Here is a 21,520-nt window from a genome sequence, read left to right on the forward strand (position 1 = left end):
CCTCCGGGCGGTCCGACGTTTCGGGAGGGTTAGGGTGAGGGGGCTTTTGATCTTCAGGGACGATCCCAATAAGGAACCTCCCCAAAACACTCAACAAAGAAATCAATCACCGTCCGCACCTTCACCGACAACCGCCGACTCCCCGGCCACAGCACCGCAATCTGCTGCGGCTCCACACTGTTCGACACCTGATACTCCCCCAGCACCGGCACCAGCGTGCCCTCACGCACGGCCTCGCCGATCAGCCATGACGGAAACATCACCAGCCCCAAACCCTGTTCGGCGGCCTGTGTCAGGGTGTCGGCGTGGTTGCCGGTGATCGGGCCCTTGACCGAATACGGCGTCCACTCGCCCTGATCCTGACGGAAGAACCAGCGCTGCTGGCCGGTCGCGCCCTTGTAGGCCAGACACTGGTGGCGGGCGAGGTCTTCGGGATGTTGTGGCGTGCCGAAACGTTTGAGATACGCCGGGCTGGCCGCGACCTGAAAGCGGTGCGGCGCCAGAATCCGCGCCTGCATGCTTGAGTCGTGAAGCGGACCGATGCGGAACAACAGGTCGGCGCCTTCCTGCAGCGGATCGATGTAGTGGTCGGTTTGCTGGATGTCCAGTTGCAGCTTCGGATAGCGCTCGCACAAACGACCGAGCCATGGTGTCAGGTGGCGCTGGCCGAACACCACCGGGGCGTTGATCCGCACCAGCCCTGTCGGTTCGCTTTGCTGTTCCTGCAACGCCTGTTCGGCCTCTTCCAGTTGCACCAGCACCAGTCGCGCGTGGTGGCCGAGCATGCGCCCGGCTTCGGTCGGCGTCACGGCGCGGGTGTGGCGGTACAGCAATTGCTGGTTCAGCGCTTGCTCCATCAACTGGATCTGCCGGGAAATCGAGGAGGGCGCCACGCCCTCGCGGCGGGCGACCTCGGAAAAGCTGCCGTGATCGAGCACCGCCACAAACAGCCTTAGCGCCTTGAATCCCAGTTCGTTGAGCCCGTGCATCGTGTGTCCTGCTGTGCGAGTTGCGCAAAAGTGTTGTCCGGATGCTCCCATTTATCGCACAGCTGTGCCAGCCGATAATCCGCGCCATCGTTTTCTTCAGAGGTTTTTGTAGATGCAGTCGTTTGATGAAGTGAGTGCCGCACCGGCCCCGGTCGCCCGGCCGGGTTTGCGCTTGTTGCTGTTGCCGTTGGTGATTCTGGCCGGCATGGGGTTGTCGGTGGAGGCGGGGTTGCTCGGGCCATTGGGTGAGCAGGTCGGACATTTGTGGGCGACCTTGAGCATCTTCGGGGTTGGGTCGGCGATTCTGTTTTTGCTGTTGCTGTTTGCGGGGCCTCAGAAAGGCCCTGCGCTGACCGATCTGCCGCGCTGGCAGTTGATCGGCGGGTTTCTGGGGCCGATGTATGTGGTGGTGCTGACCCTGGCCACGCCGCACATCGGGATTGCAATGACGATGATTGCGATTCTGTCGGGGCAGGTTGGCAAGAGTGTGCTGATTGACCATTTCGGCTGGTTTGGTGCCACGCGCAAGAAGGTCAACGCCGAGCGTTGGCTGGCGTTGGGGTTGATTGTGGCGGCACTGATTTTGATTGCGCGGGGTTGATGAGATGAGTCTGGTGATTTTGTTGGCGGTGGTGGTGTTGGCCGGTGCGGTGTTGAGTGTGCAGGCGGCGATCAATGGGCGTCTGGGGGAGACTGTTGGGGTGTTGCGCAGTAGTTTGTTGACGTTTGTCGTCGGCGCTGTTTCTACGGGGTTGTTGATTCTGTTTTTCGAACCGGCCCATGCGGTCAGCCTGCTGGATGTGCCGAAGTGGCAGCTCAGTGGTGCTTTGTTTGGGGTGGTTTATATGATGGTCATGGTTGGTGCGGTCCCGCGCGTTGGTACGGCTGTGGCGACGGTGGCGGTTATTGTCGGGCAGCTTGGAATGGGGATGCTGATCGATAATTTTGGCTGGTTGGGGAATCCGGCGATTGAGTTGTCTTCTAGTCGGGTTTTGGCGATGGTTTGTTTGGGGTTGGCGTTGGTTTTCATGTATCGCAGTAGCGTGCGTCAGGCTGTTTGAACGTGGCGGCCTTTGGGCCGACCACGCTCTGGGTTGTTTGGGGTGAATATCCATTTTTTCGGGTGTTGCGGCTGGCGGTTTCGCCCTTACGGCGAGTCCCTTTGGCAAACGCCCCAAAGGAACCAAAGGTCTTGGGCCCTGACGTACGGCCCTCGCTGTGGCTCGGGTTCCTTCGCTCCGGGATTGATCCGGGGGCATCGCCTACGGTTTGCTTCGCTGCACCTCCTCTCGATGTGTTTGGCTTCGCCAAACGGTCGCTGCGCTCCCACCCCGGATAAATCCCTCCACTCAGCCTGCCGACGGGCCTTGCGATCAAAAGCGGTACTCGAGCTAACGCTCATCGTGGGGAGTGGTGAGTGGTGGGGGGGATGGTGAGTGGTGAGTATTGAGTGTTGAGTGGTTTGGTTGTTGGGTGGTTTTCACCTTCTACACTGGTAGCACGGCTTGTTCTTTCAGCCTCAGACAACCACCACAAAAGGAGTCTGTTCCATGGCAGATAGAAAATGCGATTGTCCGGGATGTCGTTGCACGATCAAGGAGGGTGAGCATTCTTATGTGGCGCACGGTAAGCATTATTGCTGTGAGGCCTGCGCGCATCATCACAAAAGTGGCGAGGAGTGTTCTGGCAAGGGTTGTCAGTGTGCACACCCCAAATAACGGCCAGCATGAAAAAAGTGGAGCCTAGTCAGGCTCCACTTGCAGTTTCAGGCTGTTGTCGTCCAGGCGTTCGGTGTGGCGGACGGTGCCTTGCAGGCGTCGGCCTTCGACTCTGACGTCGACGGTAGTGGCCTGTTCAAGGTCTTCCGGCTGCGGGGCCGGGACGCGCAGGGCGAAGCAGTAGGGATCGTTTTCGACAGGTTCCAGGCCAACCGGGCAGTCGATGCTTCTGGTGACTCGGCCGGATGCGGTGTCCAGGCTGTAGTCCAGATGCGCCGGGCTGCTGATGGTCGTCATGTGTGTTCCCCCGAAATAGTCCCCACCTGCGCCACAGCTTAGCTTGCCGGTCGCCACGTGACGTTTTCCACGCCGAATTTTTCCGCCGCAGGCTTGCTGGTCTTTTGCACCTTTTCCCGGCCGAAGCGCGGGATGCGGCCTACCCCGGCGTCGCAGCTTGCCCAGTGCCACGCCTCGGTGTTGTCCATTTTGTCCGAGCGGATAATGAACGACTTCGGCGCGCCGTGAAGGGTGTATTCGATAACAAACAGTTTTGCGTTGTTCATAAAGCCGATCTTCCTCCCTGTGGTAATAGAAGGATCGCTGCGCACCGGGAAAATTCACTCGGATTGTCCGACGGTATCTATCAATGGCGAGCGAGGGGGCGGACTGGTTACCATGGCGCTTTCGCCAATCCCGATGAATGTTAGCCATGGCCCTCGCCGCGCCCCCCGATCTGAGTGATACCGATGTGCCGGTACAGCCGCTGGCGCGCACGTATCCGCGCGGGTTGTTCATCGAGCCGCATGAGCATGTCTGGGGGCAGTTGCTGTATGCGATGAGCGGCGTGATGTGGGTCGAGACCCCGCACGAGGCGCTGGTGGTGCCGCCACAGCGGGCGGTGTGGTTGCCGCCGGGGGTGCCGCATGGGATTCGGGTGGTGTCGGATTTGCAGATGCGCAATATCTACCTGCGACCGGCGCTGGCAGCAACGCTGGATGACACGGTGCAGGTCATTGAGGTTGGCGGTCTGCTGCGCGAGTTGATTGTCGGACTGGTGGCGCAGGGCGACAGCGGCGATGCCGAGTATTACGAGGCGCTGGTCGGGCTGGCGCTGCTGGAGCTGAAACGCGCAAGGCGTTCGCAGTTGAAGATTCCGTTGCCAGACGATGCCGACCGGCGGCTGATGAGTCTGTGTCAGGCAGTGATGGCCGCGCCGTCGCTGGAGATCCCTTTCGAACAGCACGCCGAGAACGCCGGGGCCAGCGTGCGGACGCTTGCACGCCTGTTCAAGGAAGGGCTGGGCATGGGCTTTGCCGAGTGGCGGCGGCAGGTGCAATTGGCGACGGCGGTGGCGGAGTTGATTCAGGGCGTGCCGGTCAGCTCGATTGCCCGTGAGCTGGGTTATTCGCCGAGCAGTTTCAGCGACATGTTCCGCCGTGAACTGGGCGTGGCGCCTTCGCAGTTCGGGGCCGGACAGCTTTCAGGCTGATTTGGCCGAAATTCAGAAGTCCTTGGCCGGTGTCGGTCGCAGCCTTTCCCTAGACTTTGCCCATTCCCTTTATGTGGCGGAGTGATCCCATGAACTACCTGATTTCCCTGGGCATCGGTCTGGGCGTCGGCCTGTTGTATGGCGCGCTGGATTTCCGTTCCCCGGCACCGCCGGCCATTGCGCTGGTCGGCCTGTTGGGCATGCTGGCGGGCGAGCAATTGTGGCCGATGGGCCGGCAACTGATCAGCGGCTGGCTGTCCTGAATTTTCTTTTTTTCATTCGGTGGATGAACTCATGAAAGCACTGCAATTCGATCAAACCGGCGACTTGTCTTCCCTGCGCTTCGTCGAGGTGCCGACACCGGTGCCGGGGGCCGATGAGGTACTGGTGCAGATCAAGGCTGCCGGCCTGAACCCCAGCGACGTGAAGAACGTGCTCGGACGTTTCCCTTACACCACGCTGCCACGTATTCCCGGGCGGGACTTTGCCGGTGTGGTGGTCGAAGGGCCGCAGGCGTTGATCGGTCAGGAAGTCTGGGGCACCGGGCGTGAGCTGGGCTTTTTCGCCGACGGTTCCCATGCGCAGTTCGTCAAACTGCCGGCCAATGGCGTGGCGCACAAACCTTCGCACCTGAGTTTCACCCAGGCTGCCAGCCTCGGCGTGCCTTACACCACGGCGTGGGATGCGCTGGAGCGCAGTCTGGTCAGCGCTGAAACCCGTTTGCTGGTGATCGGCGGCGGGGCGGTGGCGACGGCTGCCTTGGCACTGGCCAAGGTGCGTGGCGCGCAGTTGCTGGCGGCGGCGCGGCGGCCGGAGCAGGTCAAGGAGTTGCAGGCGCAGGGTTATCAGACGATCCAGCTGGACAAGCCCGAGGACTTCGGCGCGCAGGTCAACGCGGTGTATCGCGGCGGTGCCGACGTGATCTTCGACACCACCGGTTTCTGGTTGCCGGCCTCGGTGCCGGCGCTGGCACCTTTCGGACGTATTGCGATCATCGCCGCACCGGTGGACGGGCATGTGCAACTGCCGGCGCTGGCCCTGTATCGCAAGGGCGGTTCCGTGGTTGGCATCAACTCCCTGCTGTACGGCGTTGAAGCCTGTGCGGCGATGCTCGAACAGTTCGGCCGGTTCTTCGACGAAGACTTGCTGCCACTGCCGCAAGGGCTTGTCGAAGCGCCGTTGGCCGAAGGACTGGCACGATATGCCGATGTGAATCAGGGCAGTGGCGACAAGGTTATTCTTATCCCCTGACGGTCTCTGTTCTTCATCACTTCACAAAACCGTGGGAGCGAGTCTGCTCCCACGGTTTTGTGGGTCTCAGGATTGCGGGACGCCGTTCTCCCACGCCGACCAGTTTTTCAGGATGTCCTGCACCAGCGGATTACCCGTGCGGTAGAGGTTTTCCAGGGCCGGCACAAATCCACCCTGATCGGCGTACTTGAGCAGGTTGTCCACTTCGCTGCCGCCCGGCGCCGGGCGGTCGAAGTCGGAGCCGGCGCGCACCACGGCCAGGCGCTGCACGTCCACCAGGCCCTCGCGGCTGGCGCGCAGCAAGGCTTCGTAGGTGGAGTTGTCTTCCTGTTGGGTGGTGCAGTATTCGCCCTTGTTGTCGGTCAGCAATTTGGTCCAGACCTCGGCGCGTTCGCTCAGGCGTGTGCCGGAGAACCAGGTGTTGCCCGCCAGCGTGTCGCAACGGGTGACCACCGGCGGCTGATTGGCCGGCGCTGCCGGGTATTTCAGGCGCCACGCGGCCGATTCCTTGCTTTCGCTCAGCTCGACCTTGTGGCTCAGGGCGTAGGCCTTGGCCTGCAGTTTCGGGTTGAGTTCGAAGACTTCGGTCTTATAGTCCAGCGGCGGTTTTTCGTTCGGGCCTTTCGTGTTGATGCCGAGGTAACCGGTCGGCCAACTCGATGGCGCATCGCGCGAATCAAGCTCCCACTGAGTACCGAACTCGACCAGATAATGTGCCCACGCAGCGGTACCGATGGTCCCGTGTTTCGGGCTGATGCCGGCAATCCCGGCAATCAGGAAGTAGCTTTTGCGCAGGTCGAATTTCGGCGACAGCGCCAGTGCCAGGGTCGAGGCGGCAGCGTTGGTCTGGCCCATGCCGGTGGTCATCAGGCACACCTGCTGCGTGTTGCAGCGGATGGTCGGGTACTCGGCCGACAGGCCCGGCACGCGGATTTCCTGTTTGAGTTCGAGGCGATCGATCCAGTGCTGTGCCTCCGGGGCGAACATGGTGATCAGCACGACTTTCGGCTGAATCGGAGCCTCAGCCGCCCATGCGGTGGAAGAGAGCAGGGCCGCAGCGGCCAGTGATACTCGCGTCATTGCTTTCATGATTGCTCCTGGATTCAGAACTGATAACCGATGCCGGCGTAGTAACCCCAGCCATTGGAACGGGCGCGGAAGTTACCGTCGCCGAAATTCAGCTCGCTGCCGTCGTCCCAGTTGCCGCCGTTGTGGAAGTAACGGCCAACCAGGGTGAAGCGCAAGTGCGTGAACGAGTACAGCAGGACGTTGGTTGCCACGGTGGCATTGGCGGTGCGCGCCGGGTTGTCCTTGTGCAGGTCGGAGCCGAAGTCGAAGTTGGTGAAGCCAATGTAGGTCAGCGAGGCGCCGTTGCTGAACTTGTCGATCGGCACAATGTATTTGAGCTGCGCCCGGTAGCCGTCCCACGAATATTCATTGCTGGCGCCGTAGTTTTCCCACTGGTAACGCCCGTACAGGTTGGCCGACAGATTGACCCGCGAATGGGTGTCGATGTCGGTGCCGAAACCGCTGTACAGCGTGTTGGCGCGGTTTTCCTTGCGGCTGCCGTGATCGTAGATCCAGTCGAACGCCACATACCATTCCTTGAACGGCCCGATGGCCAGGCTGCGGCCGGCGAGGTAGTCGATGGAGATGCGCGGTTCGTGCTCCATGAACACTGGCGAGCCGTGGTCCCACACGCCTTTGTCGTGGCTGTTGCCGATGTTGAAGATTTTCGGAATGTCGACGTAGCCGTACAGCTCGAACGGGCCCTTGCGCCCGAAGTACTCGTATTCCAGATAGATGTCGTCGGCCGGTTGCGGGCCGAAGCTGATGTCCTTGCTGCCGATCAGCATCAGATCCTGGTTATACCAGTCCGACAGGTACGCACCTTTTTTCGGCGGGCTGGCTTCGGGGCTGAGGGCTTCACCCTGGGCGGATTCTTCGGGCAGGGCAGGTTGCGCCAGCGCGGTATGGCTGAGAACTCCGGTAACGCCGGCCAGTAGCAGGGAAACAGCAACGGTGCGCGCACCACGACGGCGGCGGCAGGAAGAAGCGTGCATTCAAAGTCCTTTTTGCAGATAAACCCCGGGATATCGGGGACTGTACGGTTTTGTAACGAAAAAGTGGTCAACAGCGACTCGCAAACGTTTGCACAAGCCGTACCAATTTGTTCAGTCGACTGAAATTCAAATCAATTTGTCGATTTACCTGCCCATCCGGTCAGGTGTTTCCAGGCTTTTTCAAAAATACCTCCAGTCCTTGTTAAGAGCGGCTGGAAGTATTGCCGCAGAGGCTTATCGCACAAAAGTATTAACACTATTTAACCGGTGCCCCATCGGAGGGCATCAACTAGCGTGTGTCTGGAATAGACGGTTTATCTGATGACCGTCATACGCTTGATACGCGTGTTGGATCTTGCCGCAGTTGCACGCTTTTCAAGGATGAAATTGGCCACGAAAGGAGTAACCCGTGGAAGCAAGGTTCAGTGTCGCCCTCGTTTCGCGTTTTTCCCCACTTTCCCTTGCTGTGCATCTGAGTGTCGCCGGGCTACTGTTCGGCGGGGTCAGTGAGCAGGCGTTCGCCACCTGCTCGGCTGCCGGCTCCACGATTACCTGTTCGGGTGTCCCGACGCTGCCGCTGTTTCTCAACGATTACAGCAGTGCCACCAGCGGCCTGACGGTCAACGTCACCAATGGCGCGCAGATGAACGCCACCCTGGGCGGCAAGGTGATCAATCTGACCGGGGCCAACATCAACCTGAACAACTCCGGCACCCTCGACCCGGCCTTGCTGGGCCTGGTGTCGATCCTCAGTGGCGGTGCATTCATCGGCACCGGCGCGACCAGCACGGTGAGCATCGTCAACAACACCACCGGGCTCATTCGCGGCACCGGCATGTTGCTCGGCCTCAACCTGACCAGCATCGACGGTCTGGGGATTGCCGTGAACAACTCGGTGTCGGGCACTACGACCATCACCAACGACGGTACGATTACCTCGACCGGGCTGTCGGTCGGCGGCATCACCCTGGCCGATACGCCAGTGGTCGGGGTGTATGGCGGTTCGCAAGTCAACATGACCAACAGCGCCAGCGGTACGATCAACGGCCGGGTCGCGTTCGAAACCTCGGTGGCGGGCAACACCTTCACCAACGCCGGTAACATCACCGGCGGTGTGTCGATGGGGGCGGGCAGCACCAACACCTTCTACGCGATCACAGGTTCCAGCGTTAACGTCGGCGACGGTGTGCAAGTGTCCGTCGGACTCGGTGGCCTGATTGGCGTCAACCTGACGTTTGCCCCGACCGGGACGATCGATGGCGGTGCGGCCGGTACCAACACGCTGATCCTGCAAAACCCGATCGGTCTCGGTGGCGGCACCACCGGCACCGGCACGGCTTCCAGCGCGACCTACGTCAACTTCAACAACCTGACCCTCAACAGCGGCACCTGGACCTTGCAGGGGCCACTGGTCAGCGGTGCGACCACGCTCAATGGCGGTGTCGCGCAGTTCAATGACAACGCGGCGTTCGGCAGCGGTGTGCTGACATCCAATGGCGGGATACTTCAAGCCAGCAACGCCGGTTTGACGCTGGCCAACCAGATCAATCTGGGCGCCAGCGGCCTGACCCTGCAGGGCATCAACGGCATGACCCTCAACGGTGTGATCTCCGGCACCGGCGGCCTGACCAAGATCGGCAGCGGCCAGATCAACCTCAACGGCATCAACACTTACTCCGGCAACACCGTGCTCAACGGCGGTGTGGTGCTGGTGGGCAACAACCAGGCGTTCAGCACCGGCGGCATCACCGTTGGAGGCTCTTCGAGCATCTCGGCGACGACGCCGATTTCGCTGGCTAACGCGATCACGCTCAACAGCACCCTGACCGCAACCGGCACCGGCGCGCTGACCCTGGGCGGGGTGATCAGCGGCGCCGCCAACCTGACCAAAACCGGCAGCGGCAGCCTGACCCTCAACGGCATCAACACCTACACCGGGATCACCAGCCTCAGTGCCGGCACCTTGCGCGTCGGCAACAACAACGCTCTGGGCACCGGTGTACTCAACACCAGCAACGGCACCAGCCTCGACAGCACCGGCAACGTGACCCTGGCCAACAACGTCGGCATCACCGGTGTGTTGAACGTGCTCGGCAGCAACGCCCTGACCCTGGCCGGCATCGTCTCCGGCACCGGCGCGATCACCAAGAGCGGCAGCGCCAGCCTGACCCTGACCGGCAACAACACCAACAGCGGCACCACCGCGCTCAACGGCGGCACCCTGTTCGTCGGCAGTAACACGGCACTCGGCACCGGCGCTTTGAATGCTGCCGCCGGGACCACGCTGGATGCGACCACGGCGGTGACCCTGGCCAACGCGGTAGCCCTGGCGGCGGACCTGACCATCGGCGGCACTCAGGCGCTGGGCCTGAGCGGCGTCATCAGTGGCGCCGGCAACCTGATCAAGGGCGGCACCGCGAACCTGACCCTCAGCGGCAACAACACGTTCTCCGGTGGTACGGCACTGAATAACGGCACGCTGATCGTCGGCTCCAACACCGCACTCGGTACCGGCGCACTGACCACGGCGGCGGGCACTACCCTCGATGCCAGCACCACCGTGGCGCTGAGCAACGCTGTTGCTCTGGGCGGCAACCTGAACATCGCCGGCAACGCCAACCTGACCCTCGGCGGTGTGGTCAGCGGCAGTGGCGGGCTGACCAAGAACGGCGCGGCCAACCTGATTCTCAACGGTGCCAACACCTTCAGCGGCGGCACCACCCTCAACGCCGGCACGCTGACCGTCGGCAACGCCGCCGCACTGGGCAGCGGCGCCCTGACGGTCGCCAGTGCCGCGACTCTCGACAGCAACACCTCGGTCATCCTGAACAACAACGTCGCACTCAACGGCAACCTGGCCATCGGCGGCAGCAACGGCATGATTCTGGGCGGCGTGCTCAGCGGTGCCAGCCAGTTGATCAAGAACGGCACCGCCAACCTGACACTCAACGGCGTCAACACCTTCACCGGCGGCACGGCACTCAACGCCGGCAGCCTGACCGTCGGCAATGGCGCGGCACTCGGCACCGGCACGCTGACCGTGGGCGGGGCGGGCGCAACGCTCAACAGCAGCGCCAACGTGACGCTGAACAACGCGATTGCACTCAACTCCAACCTGACTGCCGGCGGCGCCAACCCGCTGACCCTCGGCGGCGTGATCAGTGGCGGCAGCAACCTGATCAAGACCGGTTCTTCGACCCTGACCCTGACCGGCAACAACACCTACACCGGTGCAACGTCACTGAACGCCGGGACATTGATCGTCGGCTCCAACACCGCGCTCGGCACCGGGGTGCTCAACGCCGGCAACAACACCACGCTGGACGCCAGCACCGCGACCAGCCTGGCCAACAACGTCAACCTCGGCGGTAACGTAACCATCGGTGGCAGCAACGCGCTGACCCTCGCGGGTGTGGTCTCCGGTGTCGGTGGCCTGACCAAGAGCGGCCCCGCCGACCTGATACTCAATGGCGCCAACACCTACTTCGGCAACACCGCACTGAACGTCGGCAAACTGATCGTCGGCAGCAATACCGCGCTGGGCAGTGGTGCGCTGAACGCGGCAGCCGGTACCACGCTGGATACCAACACTGCCGTCACTCTGGGCAACCAGGTCAACCTTGCCGGAGCCATGAATATCGGCGGCAGCGCCGATCTGACCCTTACCGGCACCGTCGCCGGAGCCGGCAGTCTGGTGAAAAACGGCGCGGCCAACCTGAATCTGAATGGCACCAACACCTACGTCGGCGGCACCACGTTGAACGCCGGTACGGTGACTGTCGGCAACAGCTCGGCACTCGGCACTGGCGCCTTGACGGTAGGCGGTGCGGCGACGCTCGACAGCAGTTCGCCGCTGGCCAGCCTGGCCAATGCGGTCGTGCTCAATGCGGCGCTGAGTATCGGCGGGACCCAGGACCTGACCCTCGGCGGCGTGATCAGTGGCGCAGGCCAGTTGATCAAGAACGGCGCGGCCAACCTGACCATCAACGGCACCAACACCTACAGCGGGGGTACCACGCTGAACGCGGGCACGCTGACACTGGGCTCGGCCGCTGCCTTGGGCAGTGGCGATCTGACCGTCGGCGGCGCTTCGACGCTGGATACCAGCACCGGCATGAGCGTCGGCAACAACATCACCCTCAACGCCGGCCTGACCCTGGCCGGCAGCAACACCCTGAACCTCAGCGGCGTGATCGATGGCGCCGGCAGCCTGACCAAGGATGGCTTTGGCGACCTGACGCTCAGTGGCAACAACACCTTCACCGGTGCGCTGAACATCGCCTCCGGCAGCGTCACCACCGTGAGCAGCGGGGCGCTCGGCAACACCTCCGGCGCCAACATCAGCGCCGGTGCCAATCTCTATCTCAACAGCAGCGCCAGCCTCAACGGGCTGAGCGGCAGCGGCAGTGTGCAGATCGCCGGCGGCAACACCCTGACCGTGGGCGGCGTGAACAGCACCAGTACCTTCGATGGCGATCTCGGTGGCAGCGGTGCGCTGACCAAAGTCGGTACCGGGACGCTGAACCTCACCGGCAGCAGCGGCCTCACCGGCAATACCAACGTCAACGGCGGTACGCTGAATCTCACCGGTTCTCTGGCCAGCACCCAGCTCAACATCAACAACGGTGCGACTCTCACGGGCACCGGTTCGGCGCTGGGCTTCATCACCATCAACAGCGGCGGTCATCTGGCGTTGTCCTCGGGCAATACCTTGTCCACCTCGTCGCTGATCCTCACCGCCAACAGTAATGTCGACGCGAGCCTCGCCACGCCATCGACCACATCGCTGATGAACATCGGCGGCAACCTGACCCTCGACGGCAATCTCAATGTCACCGATGCCGGCGGTTTCGGCGTCGGGGTCTACCGCTTGTTCAACTACATCGGCGCGCTGACCGACAACGGCCTGACCGTTGCCGGTGTGCCGGTGGGTTATGGCCTCGGCGATATCCTCGTGCAGACCCTTGGCAACCAGGTCAACCTGGTGGTGTCGGCCCCGAACACCAACCTGCGTTTCTGGGACGGCAGCCAGACAATCCCCAACGGCACGGTGGATGGCGGCACTGGCACGTGGAATGCCGGCGGCACCAACTGGACCAATTCCAACGGCACGCTGAACCAGGCCTGGGCCGGCGACTTCGCGGTGTTCCAGGGCACGGCCGGTACGGTGTCGGTCAACGGCACGCAACTGTTCACCGGAATGCAATTCCTCACCGATGGCTACAACGTGGTGAACGGCACGGCGGGCTTGCTGACCGCCGTCAACGGCAGCGGTGGCACCACGGCGATGCGGGTTGATCCGGGCGTGACCGCCACGGTCGGCGTGAACATCGACGGCAGCGGCATCCTCAACAAACTCGACGCCGGCACCCTGGTGCTCAATGGCGCCAACAGCTACACCGGTGGCACGCAACTGGACGGTGGCACGCTGGTGGTCGGCAGCAACACCGCACTGGGCACTGGCGCGTTGATCGCCAACGCCGGTACGCAACTGGACAGCAACACTGCCGTGACCCTGGCCAACGCTGCCACGCTGAATGGCAACCTCACGGTGCTCGGCAGCAATGCCTTGACCCTCAACGGTGTCATTTCCGGCACCGGCGGCTTGATCAAGAACGGTTCGGCCAGTCTGACCCTCGGCGGCAACAACGCGTTTCTCGGGCCGGTGGCGCTGAACGCGGGCGGCCTGATCCTGGCGTCGAACAGCGCGCTGGGTTCGGCCACCCTGAACGCCGCGAACGGCACCACCCTGGATGCCAGCGGCGCCTTCACGGCGGGTAACGCGATCAATCTGGCAGGCAACCTCGGCATCGTCGGCAGCAACGATCTGACACTCAGCGGAGCCATCAACGGCGCCGGCAGCCTGACCAAGAACGGCGCGGCCAACCTGATCCTGAGCGGGGCCAACAACTTCCTCGGCGGCATCACCCTCAATGCAGGCACCTTGACTGCCGGCAGCAACGGCGCCCTCGGGCTGGGCAACCTGACCGTGGCCGGGGCTTCGTCCCTGGATAGCAACACCTCGGTGTCGCTGGGCAACAACGTGGTGCTCAACGCCAACCTGACCCACACCGGCAACAGCGACGTGGCCCTCAGCGGCGTGGTCAGCGGCACCGGCGGACTGATCAAGAACGGCGCCTCCAACCTGACCCTCAACGGCATCAACACCTACAGCGGCGGCACCACGCTGAACGCCGGCACCGTGACCCTCGGCACTTCGGCGGGCCTGGGCTCCGGCGCGGTGACCGTGGCGGGTGCGACGACTCTCGACACCACGGTGCCTCTGGTACTGGCCAATAACCTTAACGTCAATGCCAATCTCAGCGTGGCGGGCAACAACAACCTGACCCTGGGCGGCGTGATCGCCGGGGCAGGCACCCTGACCAAGAACGGTCTGGCCGACCTGACGCTGTCCGGTAACAACACCTTCAGCGGCACCTTCGATGTGCAGTCCGGCAGCCTGACCACCCTGGGTAACTCGGCGCTGGGCAGCAACGCCGGGGTCAATCTCGGCGCTGCGGCGACTCTCAACCTCGGCGGTTCGGGCAGCCTCGCCAGCTTGACCGGCACCGGCACTGCGCTGATCGGCGGCGGCAACACGCTGAGCATCGGCGGCAACAACGCCAGCAGTATTTTCGGCGGTGTGCTTACCGGAACCGGAGAACTGAACAAGCTCGGCACCGGTACGCTGACCCTGAGCGGCATCAACAGCCTGACCGGCAACACCACGGTCAACGCCGGTACCTTGAACGTCAGCGGTTCGCTGGACAGCGCCAGTGTGCTGGTCAACAGCGGCGGCACCCTGACGGGTGGCGGTTCGCTCGGCGGGGCCGTGACTGTGGCGGACGGCGGTCACCTGGCCGGCGCCACCGGCAGCACCCTGTCGGTGAACTCGCTGGTGTTCAACGCTAACTCCAACTTCGATGTCGGCCTCGGCGCACCGGTTTCCGGTGGCGGCAATGCGCTGGTCAACGTCGGCGGCAACCTGACTCTCGACGGCACGCTCAATGTCAGCGACATCGGTGGTTTCGGCAGCGGTGTGTATCGGTTGATCAACTACACCGGTGGCCTGACCGACAACGGCATGCTGATCGGCACCGTGCCGGGCAGCGTCACCCCGGGCGACCTGACTCTGCAAACGGCGCTGGCCAACCAGATCAACCTGTTGGTCACCGCTCCGGGCGTCACCGTGCAGTTCTGGGACGGCAACCAACTCGTTGCCAACGGTTCGGTGGATGGCGGCAGCGGCACCTGGGGCACCGGCACCACCAACTGGACCGACGTCAACGGCACGACCAATCAGGCCTGGGGCAACAGCTTCGCAGTGTTCCAGGGCACGGCGGGCACTGTGACCGTCAACGGCGCGCAAACCATCACCGGCATGCAGTTCGTCACCGATGGCTACAGCCTGCAGAACGGCACGGCCGGTTCGTTGGATCTGGTCAATGGTTCGCTGGGCAATGCGACTGTGCGGGTCGATCCGAACGCTACCGCAACCATTGGCGTAGCAATCAACGGTGCCGGCACACTGGGCAAATACGACACCGGCACCCTGGTGCTAAACGCTGCCAACGGCTACACCGGCGGCACCGCGCTCAACGGCGGCAAGATTGTGGTCGGCAACAACGCCGCGCTGGGTACCGGCGTGTTGACCGCTGCCAACGGCACGGCGCTGGACAGCAACACGGCAGTCAGCCTTGGCAACGCTGTGGTACTCAACGGCGGACTGACCATCGCCGGCTCCAATGCGTTGACCCTCGGCGGCGTGGTCAGCGGCAGCGGCAGTCTGATCAAGACCGGCGCATCGAGCCTCACCCTCAACGGCAGCAACACTTACAGCGGCGGCACTCAGCTATCTGGCGGTTCGCTGATTCTGGGCAACAACAGCGCGATCAGCAGCGGCGCTCTCACTGTGCTGGGCAACGGCACTCTCGACAGCACCTCGGCGCTGCAACTGGCCAACGCCATCAGTCTGGGTGCGCAACTGACCCTGGCCGGCAACCAGAACACCACGCTGCTCGGCGCAATCACCGGCAGCGGCAGTCTGGTGAAAAACGGCAGTGGCGACCTCGTGCTCAGTGGCGCCAACACCTACAGCGGCGGCACGACGCTGAACGGCGGCAGCACCCGTGGCGACACCAGCAGCTTGCAAGGCGCCATCGTCAACAATGCGGCGCTGACCTTCGAGCAGAACAGCGACGGCAGCTACACCGGCAATCTGACAGGCGCCGGTACTTTGAACAAAACCGGCACCGGCGCCTTGCTGCTGACCGGCAACAACACCTTCACCGGCAACACCGCGGTGCAGGCCGGTACGCTGAACGTCAATGGCGTGCTCAACAGCGCCAGCGTCAATGTCGCCAGCGGCGCGAAGATCGGCGGCAGCGGTCAATTCGGTGGCGCGGTGCAACTGGCCAACGGCGCGACGCTGCTCGGCGGTGGCAACGCGACGCCGTTGTCAGTCGGATCCCTGGCGTTGTCTTCGGGGACCAATCTGGACTTCACCCTCGGCTCGGCCAGCAGTTCCACAACCGTGGTCAATGTCGCCGGCAACCTGACCCTGGACGGTACGCTGAACATTACTAACGCCGGTGGTTTCGGCACCGGCATCTATCAACTGTTCACCTATGGCGGCAGCTTGACCGACAACGGTCTGGTCTACGGTAGCCTGCCGGTTTCGGCGGCCAATCTGAGCCTGCAAAGCGCCTTCGCCAACCAAATCAACCTGCTGGTGCAAGGCACGCCGGGCGAGGTGCAGTTCTGGAACGGTGGCAAGACCAACCCGGACGGCAGCATCGGTGGCGGCAGCGGTGTGTGGGGGCCTGGCACCAACTGGACCGACCCGACCGGCACTCAGGCTCTTGGCTCCAACGGCCAGTTCGCAGTGTTTGGCGGGCAGGGCGGGACGGTTACCATCCAAGGCAACCAGAACTTCACCGGGCTGCAATTTCTCGTCAACGGCTACAGCCTGGAGCCGGATGCCGGCGACACGCTGACTCCGGTCAACGGACCTGGCGGCACCCCGGCGCCGATCCGTGTCAACGCCGGTGCCAGCGCGCAAATCGATGTGCCGCTGATCGGTACCGGCGGGATCGAGAAACTCGACTCCGGCACGCTGATCCTCACCGCAGCCAATACTTACAGCGGTGGCACCACCGTCAGTGGCGGTACGCTGATCGGTAACACCACCAGCCTGCAAGGCAACATCATCGACAACGCTTCACTGGTGTTTCAGCAGAACGTCGATGGCCAGTTCAATGGTCGCTTGAGCGGCGTCGGCGCACTGGCCAAACGTGGCGCGGGGCGGTTGCTGTTGATCGGCGATCAACCGTTCAGCGGCACTGTCTTGGTCGATCAAGGCGTGCTGCAAGTCGGCAGCCGTGCGGCGCGGGCATCGCTGGGCGGTCAAGTGACCGTGGCCAACGGCGCGGCCCTGAGCGGTAACGGCAGCGTCGGTTCGGTGGTCAACCACGGGGTGGTGGCCTCCGGTGGCGGGGACGGTACCTTGAGTGTGGCGGGCAACCTGACCAACGCCGCTGACGGCGTGCTGGCCCTGACGGTCAGCTCGCCAACTGCCACGCCACTGGCGGTCGGCGGTACGGCCAGTTTGGGCGGGGGCCTGCAAGTGAACAGCCTGGCGCCGTTCACCGGCAACACCGTGTACTCGCTGATCACCGCCGGTGGCGGGGTCGTGGGTACATTCAGTGCAGCCGATCTGCCGCAATACGCGTTCCTCGACACGGCGCTGGTCTACAGCCCTGACGCGGTGAACCTGGTGGTCAGCCGCAACGGCAACTCGTTCGTCGACGTCGCCGCCACCCGCAACCAGCGCAACACCGCCTCGGCGTTGATGCGTAACGGACCGGCCGGTGCTGCGCTGCAGAACGAAATCGTCAACCTCAGCGTTGCCGGCGCGCGTCACGCCTTCGACAGTCTGTCCGGGGAGATCCATGCCAGCACCGCGAGCGCCGTTCTCGAGGATTCCCGTTTTGTACGTGAAGCGGTCAATGACCGCATGCGTCAGCCGACTTGCAGCGCGTCGGATGATCCTCGCCGGACACTGGCACCGAGCGACACCCAGCTGAGCAGCAACGGTTGTCACGGTGAAATGGTCGGCTGGGCCCGTGCGATTGGTGCCTGGGGCGACATGGGCGGCGACAGCAACACGGCGAAAGTCGATCGCAGCCTCGGCGGTTTCATGCTCGGCACCGACAAGCAACTCGACGATCAATGGCGTGCCGGGATGGCGGCGGGTTACACCCGTGGCAACCTCAACGCCCACGATCGCAACTCCGATGCCAAGGTCGACAGCTACCACCTGGCGGGTTACCTGAGCTCGCAGTTCGATGCACTGGCCGTGCGCCTCGGCGCGGCTTACAGCTGGCACAGCATCGAGACCAAGCGCGACGTCAGCGTCGGTGCCTACAACGACCGTCTGAAGGCTGACTACGATGCACGCAGTGCCCAGGTGTTCGGTGAAGTGGGGTACGCCATCAATGCGGCAGGCGTTGCCATCGAACCGTTCGCCGGCCTGGCCTACGTCAACTACGACAGCGACACCGCCAAGGAAAAAGGCGGAGTGGGGCGCCTGAAGGGCGATGCCGATCAGGACATCACCTACTCGACCCTCGGCGTGCGCATCGGCAAGTTGGTGACCCTGGCCAACGGCAGCCAACTGACCCCGCGTGCAGCGATCGGCTGGCGGCATGCCTACGGCGACACCAAGCCTGACGCCGACCTGACCTTCATCGATGGTGGCGCGTCGTTCAGCACCCAGGGCGTGCCGATTGCCAAGGACAGCGCGTTGCTCGAAGCCGGCGTGGACTTCCAGACCAGCCCGACCGGCAAGCTCGGCATCGGCTATTCGGGTCAGGTGTCCAGCGACAACAACGACAGCGCGATGACCATCAGCTTCAGCCAAAGCTTCTGATCATGGTCGAAGCACTTTAGCCGCCCGAAAGGGCGGTTTTTTTTGCTCGGCAATCCCCTCTGCTAGAATCCGCCCCATTCCCTGCCAGAGGTTGCCCCATGAGCGAACCCATCCGTCTGACCCAATACAGCCACGGTGCCGGTTGCGGCTGCAAGATTTCGCCACAGGTGCTGGAAGTGATTCTTGCCGGCAGCGGCGCACAGAACCTCGACCCGAAACTGTGGGTCGGCAACGCCTCGCGCGATGACGCGGCGGTGTATGAAATCGATGCCGAGCGCGGTGTGGTGTCGACCACCGACTTCTTCATGCCGATCGTCGATGACCCGTTCGACTTCGGCCGGATCGCTGCGACCAATGCCATCAGCGATATCTACGCGATGGGCGGTGATCCATTGATGGCCATTGCCATTCTCGGCTGGCCGGTCAATGTGCTGGCGCCGGAAGTGGCGCGGGAAGTGATCCGCGGTGGTCGCGCGGTGTGCGATGCGGCGGGCATTCCGTTGGCCGGTGGCCATTCGATCGATGCGCCGGAGCCGATCTTTGGCCTGGCCGTCACCGGGCTGGTGGAAAAACGCTTCATGAAGCGCAACGACACCGCCACCGCCGGCTGCCTGCTGTACCTGACCAAGCCGCTGGGCATCGGCATCCTGACCACCGCCGAAAAGAAGGGCAAGTTGCGCAACGCCGACATCGGTCTGGCGCGGGACTGGATGTGTACGCTGAACAAGCCCGGCAGTCGCTTCGGCAAACTGGCCGGCGTCACCGCCATGACCGATGTCACCGGTTTCGGCCTGCTCGGGCATCTGGTGGAAATGGCCGACGGCAGCCAACTGACGGCACGCATCAGCTATGACCGCGTACCCCGTCTGGACAGCGTCGAGTACTACCTCGACCAGGGTTGTGTACCTGGCGGTACCTTGCGCAATTTCGACAGCTATTCGAGCAAGCTCGGGCGTGTGCAGGAACTGCACAAGCGGGTGCTGTGCGATCCGCAAACCAGCGGCGGCCTGCTGGTGGCAGTGACCCCGCAAGGCAACGCCGAATTCCTCGCCGTGGCCGCAGAACTGGGCCTGAATCTGGCGCCGATCGGTGAACTGGTCGAGCGACAGACCCACGCAGTCGAGGTGATTTGATGCTCCGCGACTGCACCGATTACCGCGACATTTTCCTTAACGACCGGCCAATGATGGATGCCCGCGCGCCGGTCGAGTTTCACAAAGGCGCGTTCCCCGGGGTGGTCAATCTGCCGCTAATGAACGACCTGGAGCGGCAAAAGATCGGCACCTGCTACAAGCAGCATGGCCAGCAGGCGGCCATCGAATTGGGGCACCGTCTGGTGTCCGGCGCGGTGAAGTCCGAGCGCATCCAGGCCTGGGCCGAGTTTGCCCGGGCCCATCCCGATGGTTACCTCTATTGTTTTCGCGGTGGCTTGCGGTCGCAGATCACCCAGCAGTGGCTCAGGAGCGAGGCCGGCATCGACTATCCAAGAGTCGGCGGCGGTTACAAGGCGCTGCGCAACTTCCTTATCGACACCCTCGAGCAAGCGTTAGCGCAGTGTGAATTCGTGCTGCTGGGCGGCATGACCGGCACCGGCAAGACCGAACTGCTGGTGCAGTTGGGCAACGGTCTGGATCTGGAGGGCCACGCCAATCATCGCGGTTCCAGTTTCGGCAAACGCGCTACAGGTCAACCGTCGAACATCGATTTCGAAAACCGCCTGGCCATCGACATTCTCAAGAAACGCGACGCCGGTATCGGCCAGTTCGTGCTCGAAGACGAGAGCCGGGTCGTCGGCAGCTGTGCCTTGCCGTTGCCGTTGTATCAGGGCATGCAGCAGTACCCGATGGTCTGGCTGGAAGACCGTTTTGAAGACCGGGTGCAGCGGATCCTGCGCGATTACGTGGTGGACCTGTCGGCCGAGTTTGCGGCGGTGCACGGCGAGCAGGGTTTTGCGCTGTTCTCTGAACGCCTGCTCGAGAGTCTGAACAACGTACAAAAACGTCTGGGCGGCGAACGCCATCGACGGATGCTGCTGTTGATGGAAGACGCATTGGCAGAGCAGGGGCGCAGCGGTTCGGTGGATCTGCACCGGGGCTGGATCGAAGGGTTGCTGCGCGAGTATTACGACCCGATGTATGTGTTTCAGCGCGAGAAGAAGGGCGCGCGAATCGAGTTCGCCGGGGAGCAGCAAGCAGTCCTTGAATATCTGCACGACCGCGTGAATCAGAAGGTTTGATGCTGTAATCAGCGGCCTATTCGCGGGCAAGCCCGCTCCCACAATGGAAATCCGTTGAACCCATCATTTGAGTTCGGCACAAGATTAAGTGTGGGCGCGGGCTTGCTCGCGAAAGGGGAAGGGCAGGCAGCACAAAGCTCAAGTCGGGCAGGTGGCCTTGCCGTTATCCAGTCCTTGCTTGTAGCTGTGGCTCTGCAGGCTGGCCTTGCCGTTGTGCCAGGTCAGGGTCAGCACATACAGCGAGTCATAGTCACCGGACGCCCAGTCTTCGGTAATGGTTTGCTTCTCGCCCACCGCCTTGCCGGCGACCTTGTTGATCAGCTCCGGCAGGTAGCCGTGGGACCACGCGGTGTAGATGGTCGAGTTGTGATATTTGTCGGCGGTCAGCTCCCGGGCCAGGTCGCTGGTGTCGTTGGCCGAGAACTCGATGTTCACCGGCAGGCCGAGCTTGATCGCGGCTGGGCTGATGGTCATCAGGGGACGGATGTAGCTGTAGGAATTGTCCAGCTCGCCTTCCTCGACATTGCGCGTCGGATTGGCGGCGAACACGTAGTCGGCCTTGCCGAATTTCTCCGGCAGCAGCGTCGACAGCTCGATGGCACGGTTCAGGCCCTGACAGTTGAGCTGGCCGAGGCCGCCGGCGGGTTTTTCCCCGTGACGCAGGAAGATCAGGGTCTGGGTGCCGTCCACCGGTTGCGCGCGGCTTTCGCTGGATTCGAGTGACAGGAACAGCGCGCTCACCGCCAACAGGGAGGGCAGGGCCACGTAAGCGCGATGTTTGAAGCGTTTGGCGACTTTCATCAAGTTCGTCATGAGATCGGGATTCTTCAGCGTGTTCGGTTAA

15 protein-coding genes are annotated in these 21,520 nt (G+C 62.9%); 9 read left to right on the forward strand and 6 right to left on the reverse strand.

What is annotated here, in order from left to right; translation table 11 throughout:
* Nucleotides 1-53: 53 nt before the first annotated feature.
* Nucleotides 54-989, reverse strand: coding sequence for a LysR family transcriptional regulator (locus tag ACW9HX_RS24640; RefSeq protein ID WP_457382579.1), 936 nt, complete (start codon nucleotides 987-989; stop codon nucleotides 54-56).
* A 112-nt stretch (nucleotides 990-1,101) separates the two neighbouring features.
* Between ACW9HX_RS24640 and ACW9HX_RS24645 the strand changes: the two genes are divergently transcribed.
* The 3 genes from ACW9HX_RS24645 (at nucleotide 1,102) to ACW9HX_RS24655 (ending at nucleotide 2,707) form a co-directional block, all read left to right on the forward strand.
* On the forward strand, nucleotides 1,102-1,590 hold the full coding sequence (locus tag ACW9HX_RS24645) for a DMT family transporter (RefSeq protein ID WP_115078582.1): 489 nt from the start codon (nucleotides 1,102-1,104) through the stop codon (nucleotides 1,588-1,590).
* Nucleotides 1,591-1,594: 4 nt separating this feature from the next.
* The gene (locus ACW9HX_RS24650) at nucleotides 1,595-2,050 is read left to right on the forward strand and encodes a DMT family transporter (RefSeq protein ID WP_011335098.1); all 456 of its coding nucleotides are present in this window, start codon (nucleotides 1,595-1,597) and stop codon (nucleotides 2,048-2,050) included.
* Between the two features lie 489 nt (nucleotides 2,051-2,539).
* A complete protein-coding gene (locus tag ACW9HX_RS24655) occupies nucleotides 2,540-2,707 on the forward strand; it encodes a metallothionein (RefSeq protein ID WP_074689145.1) in 168 nt (55 codons plus the stop codon).
* 24 nt (nucleotides 2,708-2,731) lie between these two features.
* Here ACW9HX_RS24655 and ACW9HX_RS24660 read toward each other — a convergent pair whose 3' ends face one another.
* Together ACW9HX_RS24660 and ACW9HX_RS24665 are read right to left on the reverse strand one after the other, a co-directional pair.
* A complete protein-coding gene (locus ACW9HX_RS24660) occupies nucleotides 2,732-3,004 on the reverse strand; it encodes a hypothetical protein (protein WP_457382580.1) in 273 nt (90 codons plus the stop codon).
* 38 nt (nucleotides 3,005-3,042) lie between these two features.
* Nucleotides 3,043-3,270 (reverse strand): DUF6555 family protein, encoded by a 228-nt coding sequence (locus tag ACW9HX_RS24665; RefSeq protein ID WP_096821993.1) that lies wholly within the window; start codon nucleotides 3,268-3,270, stop codon nucleotides 3,043-3,045.
* A 146-nt stretch (nucleotides 3,271-3,416) separates the two neighbouring features.
* Between ACW9HX_RS24665 and ACW9HX_RS24670 the strand changes: the two genes are divergently transcribed.
* The 3 genes from ACW9HX_RS24670 (at nucleotide 3,417) to ACW9HX_RS24680 (ending at nucleotide 5,447) form a co-directional block, all read left to right on the forward strand.
* Nucleotides 3,417-4,196: an AraC family transcriptional regulator gene (locus tag ACW9HX_RS24670; protein WP_457382581.1), complete on the forward strand. Its 780-nt coding sequence runs from the start codon at nucleotides 3,417-3,419 to the stop codon at nucleotides 4,194-4,196.
* An 89-nt stretch (nucleotides 4,197-4,285) separates the two neighbouring features.
* On the forward strand, nucleotides 4,286-4,459 hold the full coding sequence (locus ACW9HX_RS24675; RefSeq protein ID WP_457382582.1) for a DUF1427 family protein: 174 nt from the start codon (nucleotides 4,286-4,288) through the stop codon (nucleotides 4,457-4,459).
* Nucleotides 4,460-4,490: 31 nt separating this feature from the next.
* Nucleotides 4,491-5,447: a quinone oxidoreductase family protein gene (locus ACW9HX_RS24680; RefSeq protein WP_457382583.1), complete on the forward strand. Its 957-nt coding sequence runs from the start codon at nucleotides 4,491-4,493 to the stop codon at nucleotides 5,445-5,447.
* Between the two features lie 66 nt (nucleotides 5,448-5,513).
* Here ACW9HX_RS24680 and ACW9HX_RS24685 read toward each other — a convergent pair whose 3' ends face one another.
* Both ACW9HX_RS24685 and ACW9HX_RS24690 read right to left on the reverse strand, forming a co-directional pair.
* Nucleotides 5,514-6,536 carry a purine-nucleoside phosphorylase gene (locus tag ACW9HX_RS24685; RefSeq protein WP_457382584.1) on the reverse strand — a complete coding sequence of 341 codons (1,023 nt, stop codon included), beginning with the start codon at nucleotides 6,534-6,536 and terminating at the stop codon, nucleotides 5,514-5,516.
* A gap of 14 nt (nucleotides 6,537-6,550) precedes the next feature.
* Complete coding sequence (locus ACW9HX_RS24690) at nucleotides 6,551-7,510, reverse strand: nucleoside-specific channel-forming protein Tsx (protein ID WP_457382585.1); 960 nt, start codon at nucleotides 7,508-7,510, stop codon at nucleotides 6,551-6,553.
* Between the two features lie 409 nt (nucleotides 7,511-7,919).
* On the opposite strand from ACW9HX_RS24690, the gene ACW9HX_RS24695 reads away from it, so the two are divergent.
* From ACW9HX_RS24695 to mnmH, 3 genes are all read left to right on the forward strand, one after another.
* Nucleotides 7,920-18,440 carry an autotransporter-associated beta strand repeat-containing protein gene (locus ACW9HX_RS24695; protein WP_457382586.1) on the forward strand — a complete coding sequence of 3,507 codons (10,521 nt, stop codon included), beginning with the start codon at nucleotides 7,920-7,922 and terminating at the stop codon, nucleotides 18,438-18,440.
* Between the two features lie 98 nt (nucleotides 18,441-18,538).
* Complete coding sequence (gene selD, locus ACW9HX_RS24700) at nucleotides 18,539-19,573, forward strand: selenide, water dikinase SelD (protein ID WP_457382587.1); 1,035 nt, start codon at nucleotides 18,539-18,541, stop codon at nucleotides 19,571-19,573.
* On the forward strand, nucleotides 19,573-20,676 hold the full coding sequence (mnmH, locus tag ACW9HX_RS24705; protein ID WP_457382588.1) for a tRNA 2-selenouridine(34) synthase MnmH: 1,104 nt from the start codon (nucleotides 19,573-19,575) through the stop codon (nucleotides 20,674-20,676). Before selD ends, mnmH begins: the two co-directional genes overlap by 1 nt.
* Nucleotides 20,677-20,814: 138 nt before the next feature.
* On the opposite strand, the gene ACW9HX_RS24710 is transcribed toward mnmH, so the two are convergent.
* On the reverse strand, nucleotides 20,815-21,489 hold the full coding sequence (locus tag ACW9HX_RS24710; RefSeq protein WP_457382589.1) for a histidine phosphatase family protein: 675 nt from the start codon (nucleotides 21,487-21,489) through the stop codon (nucleotides 20,815-20,817).
* Nucleotides 21,490-21,520: the final 31 nt, after the last annotated feature.

This window comes from Pseudomonas sp. SDO52101_S400, assembly GCF_054071635.1.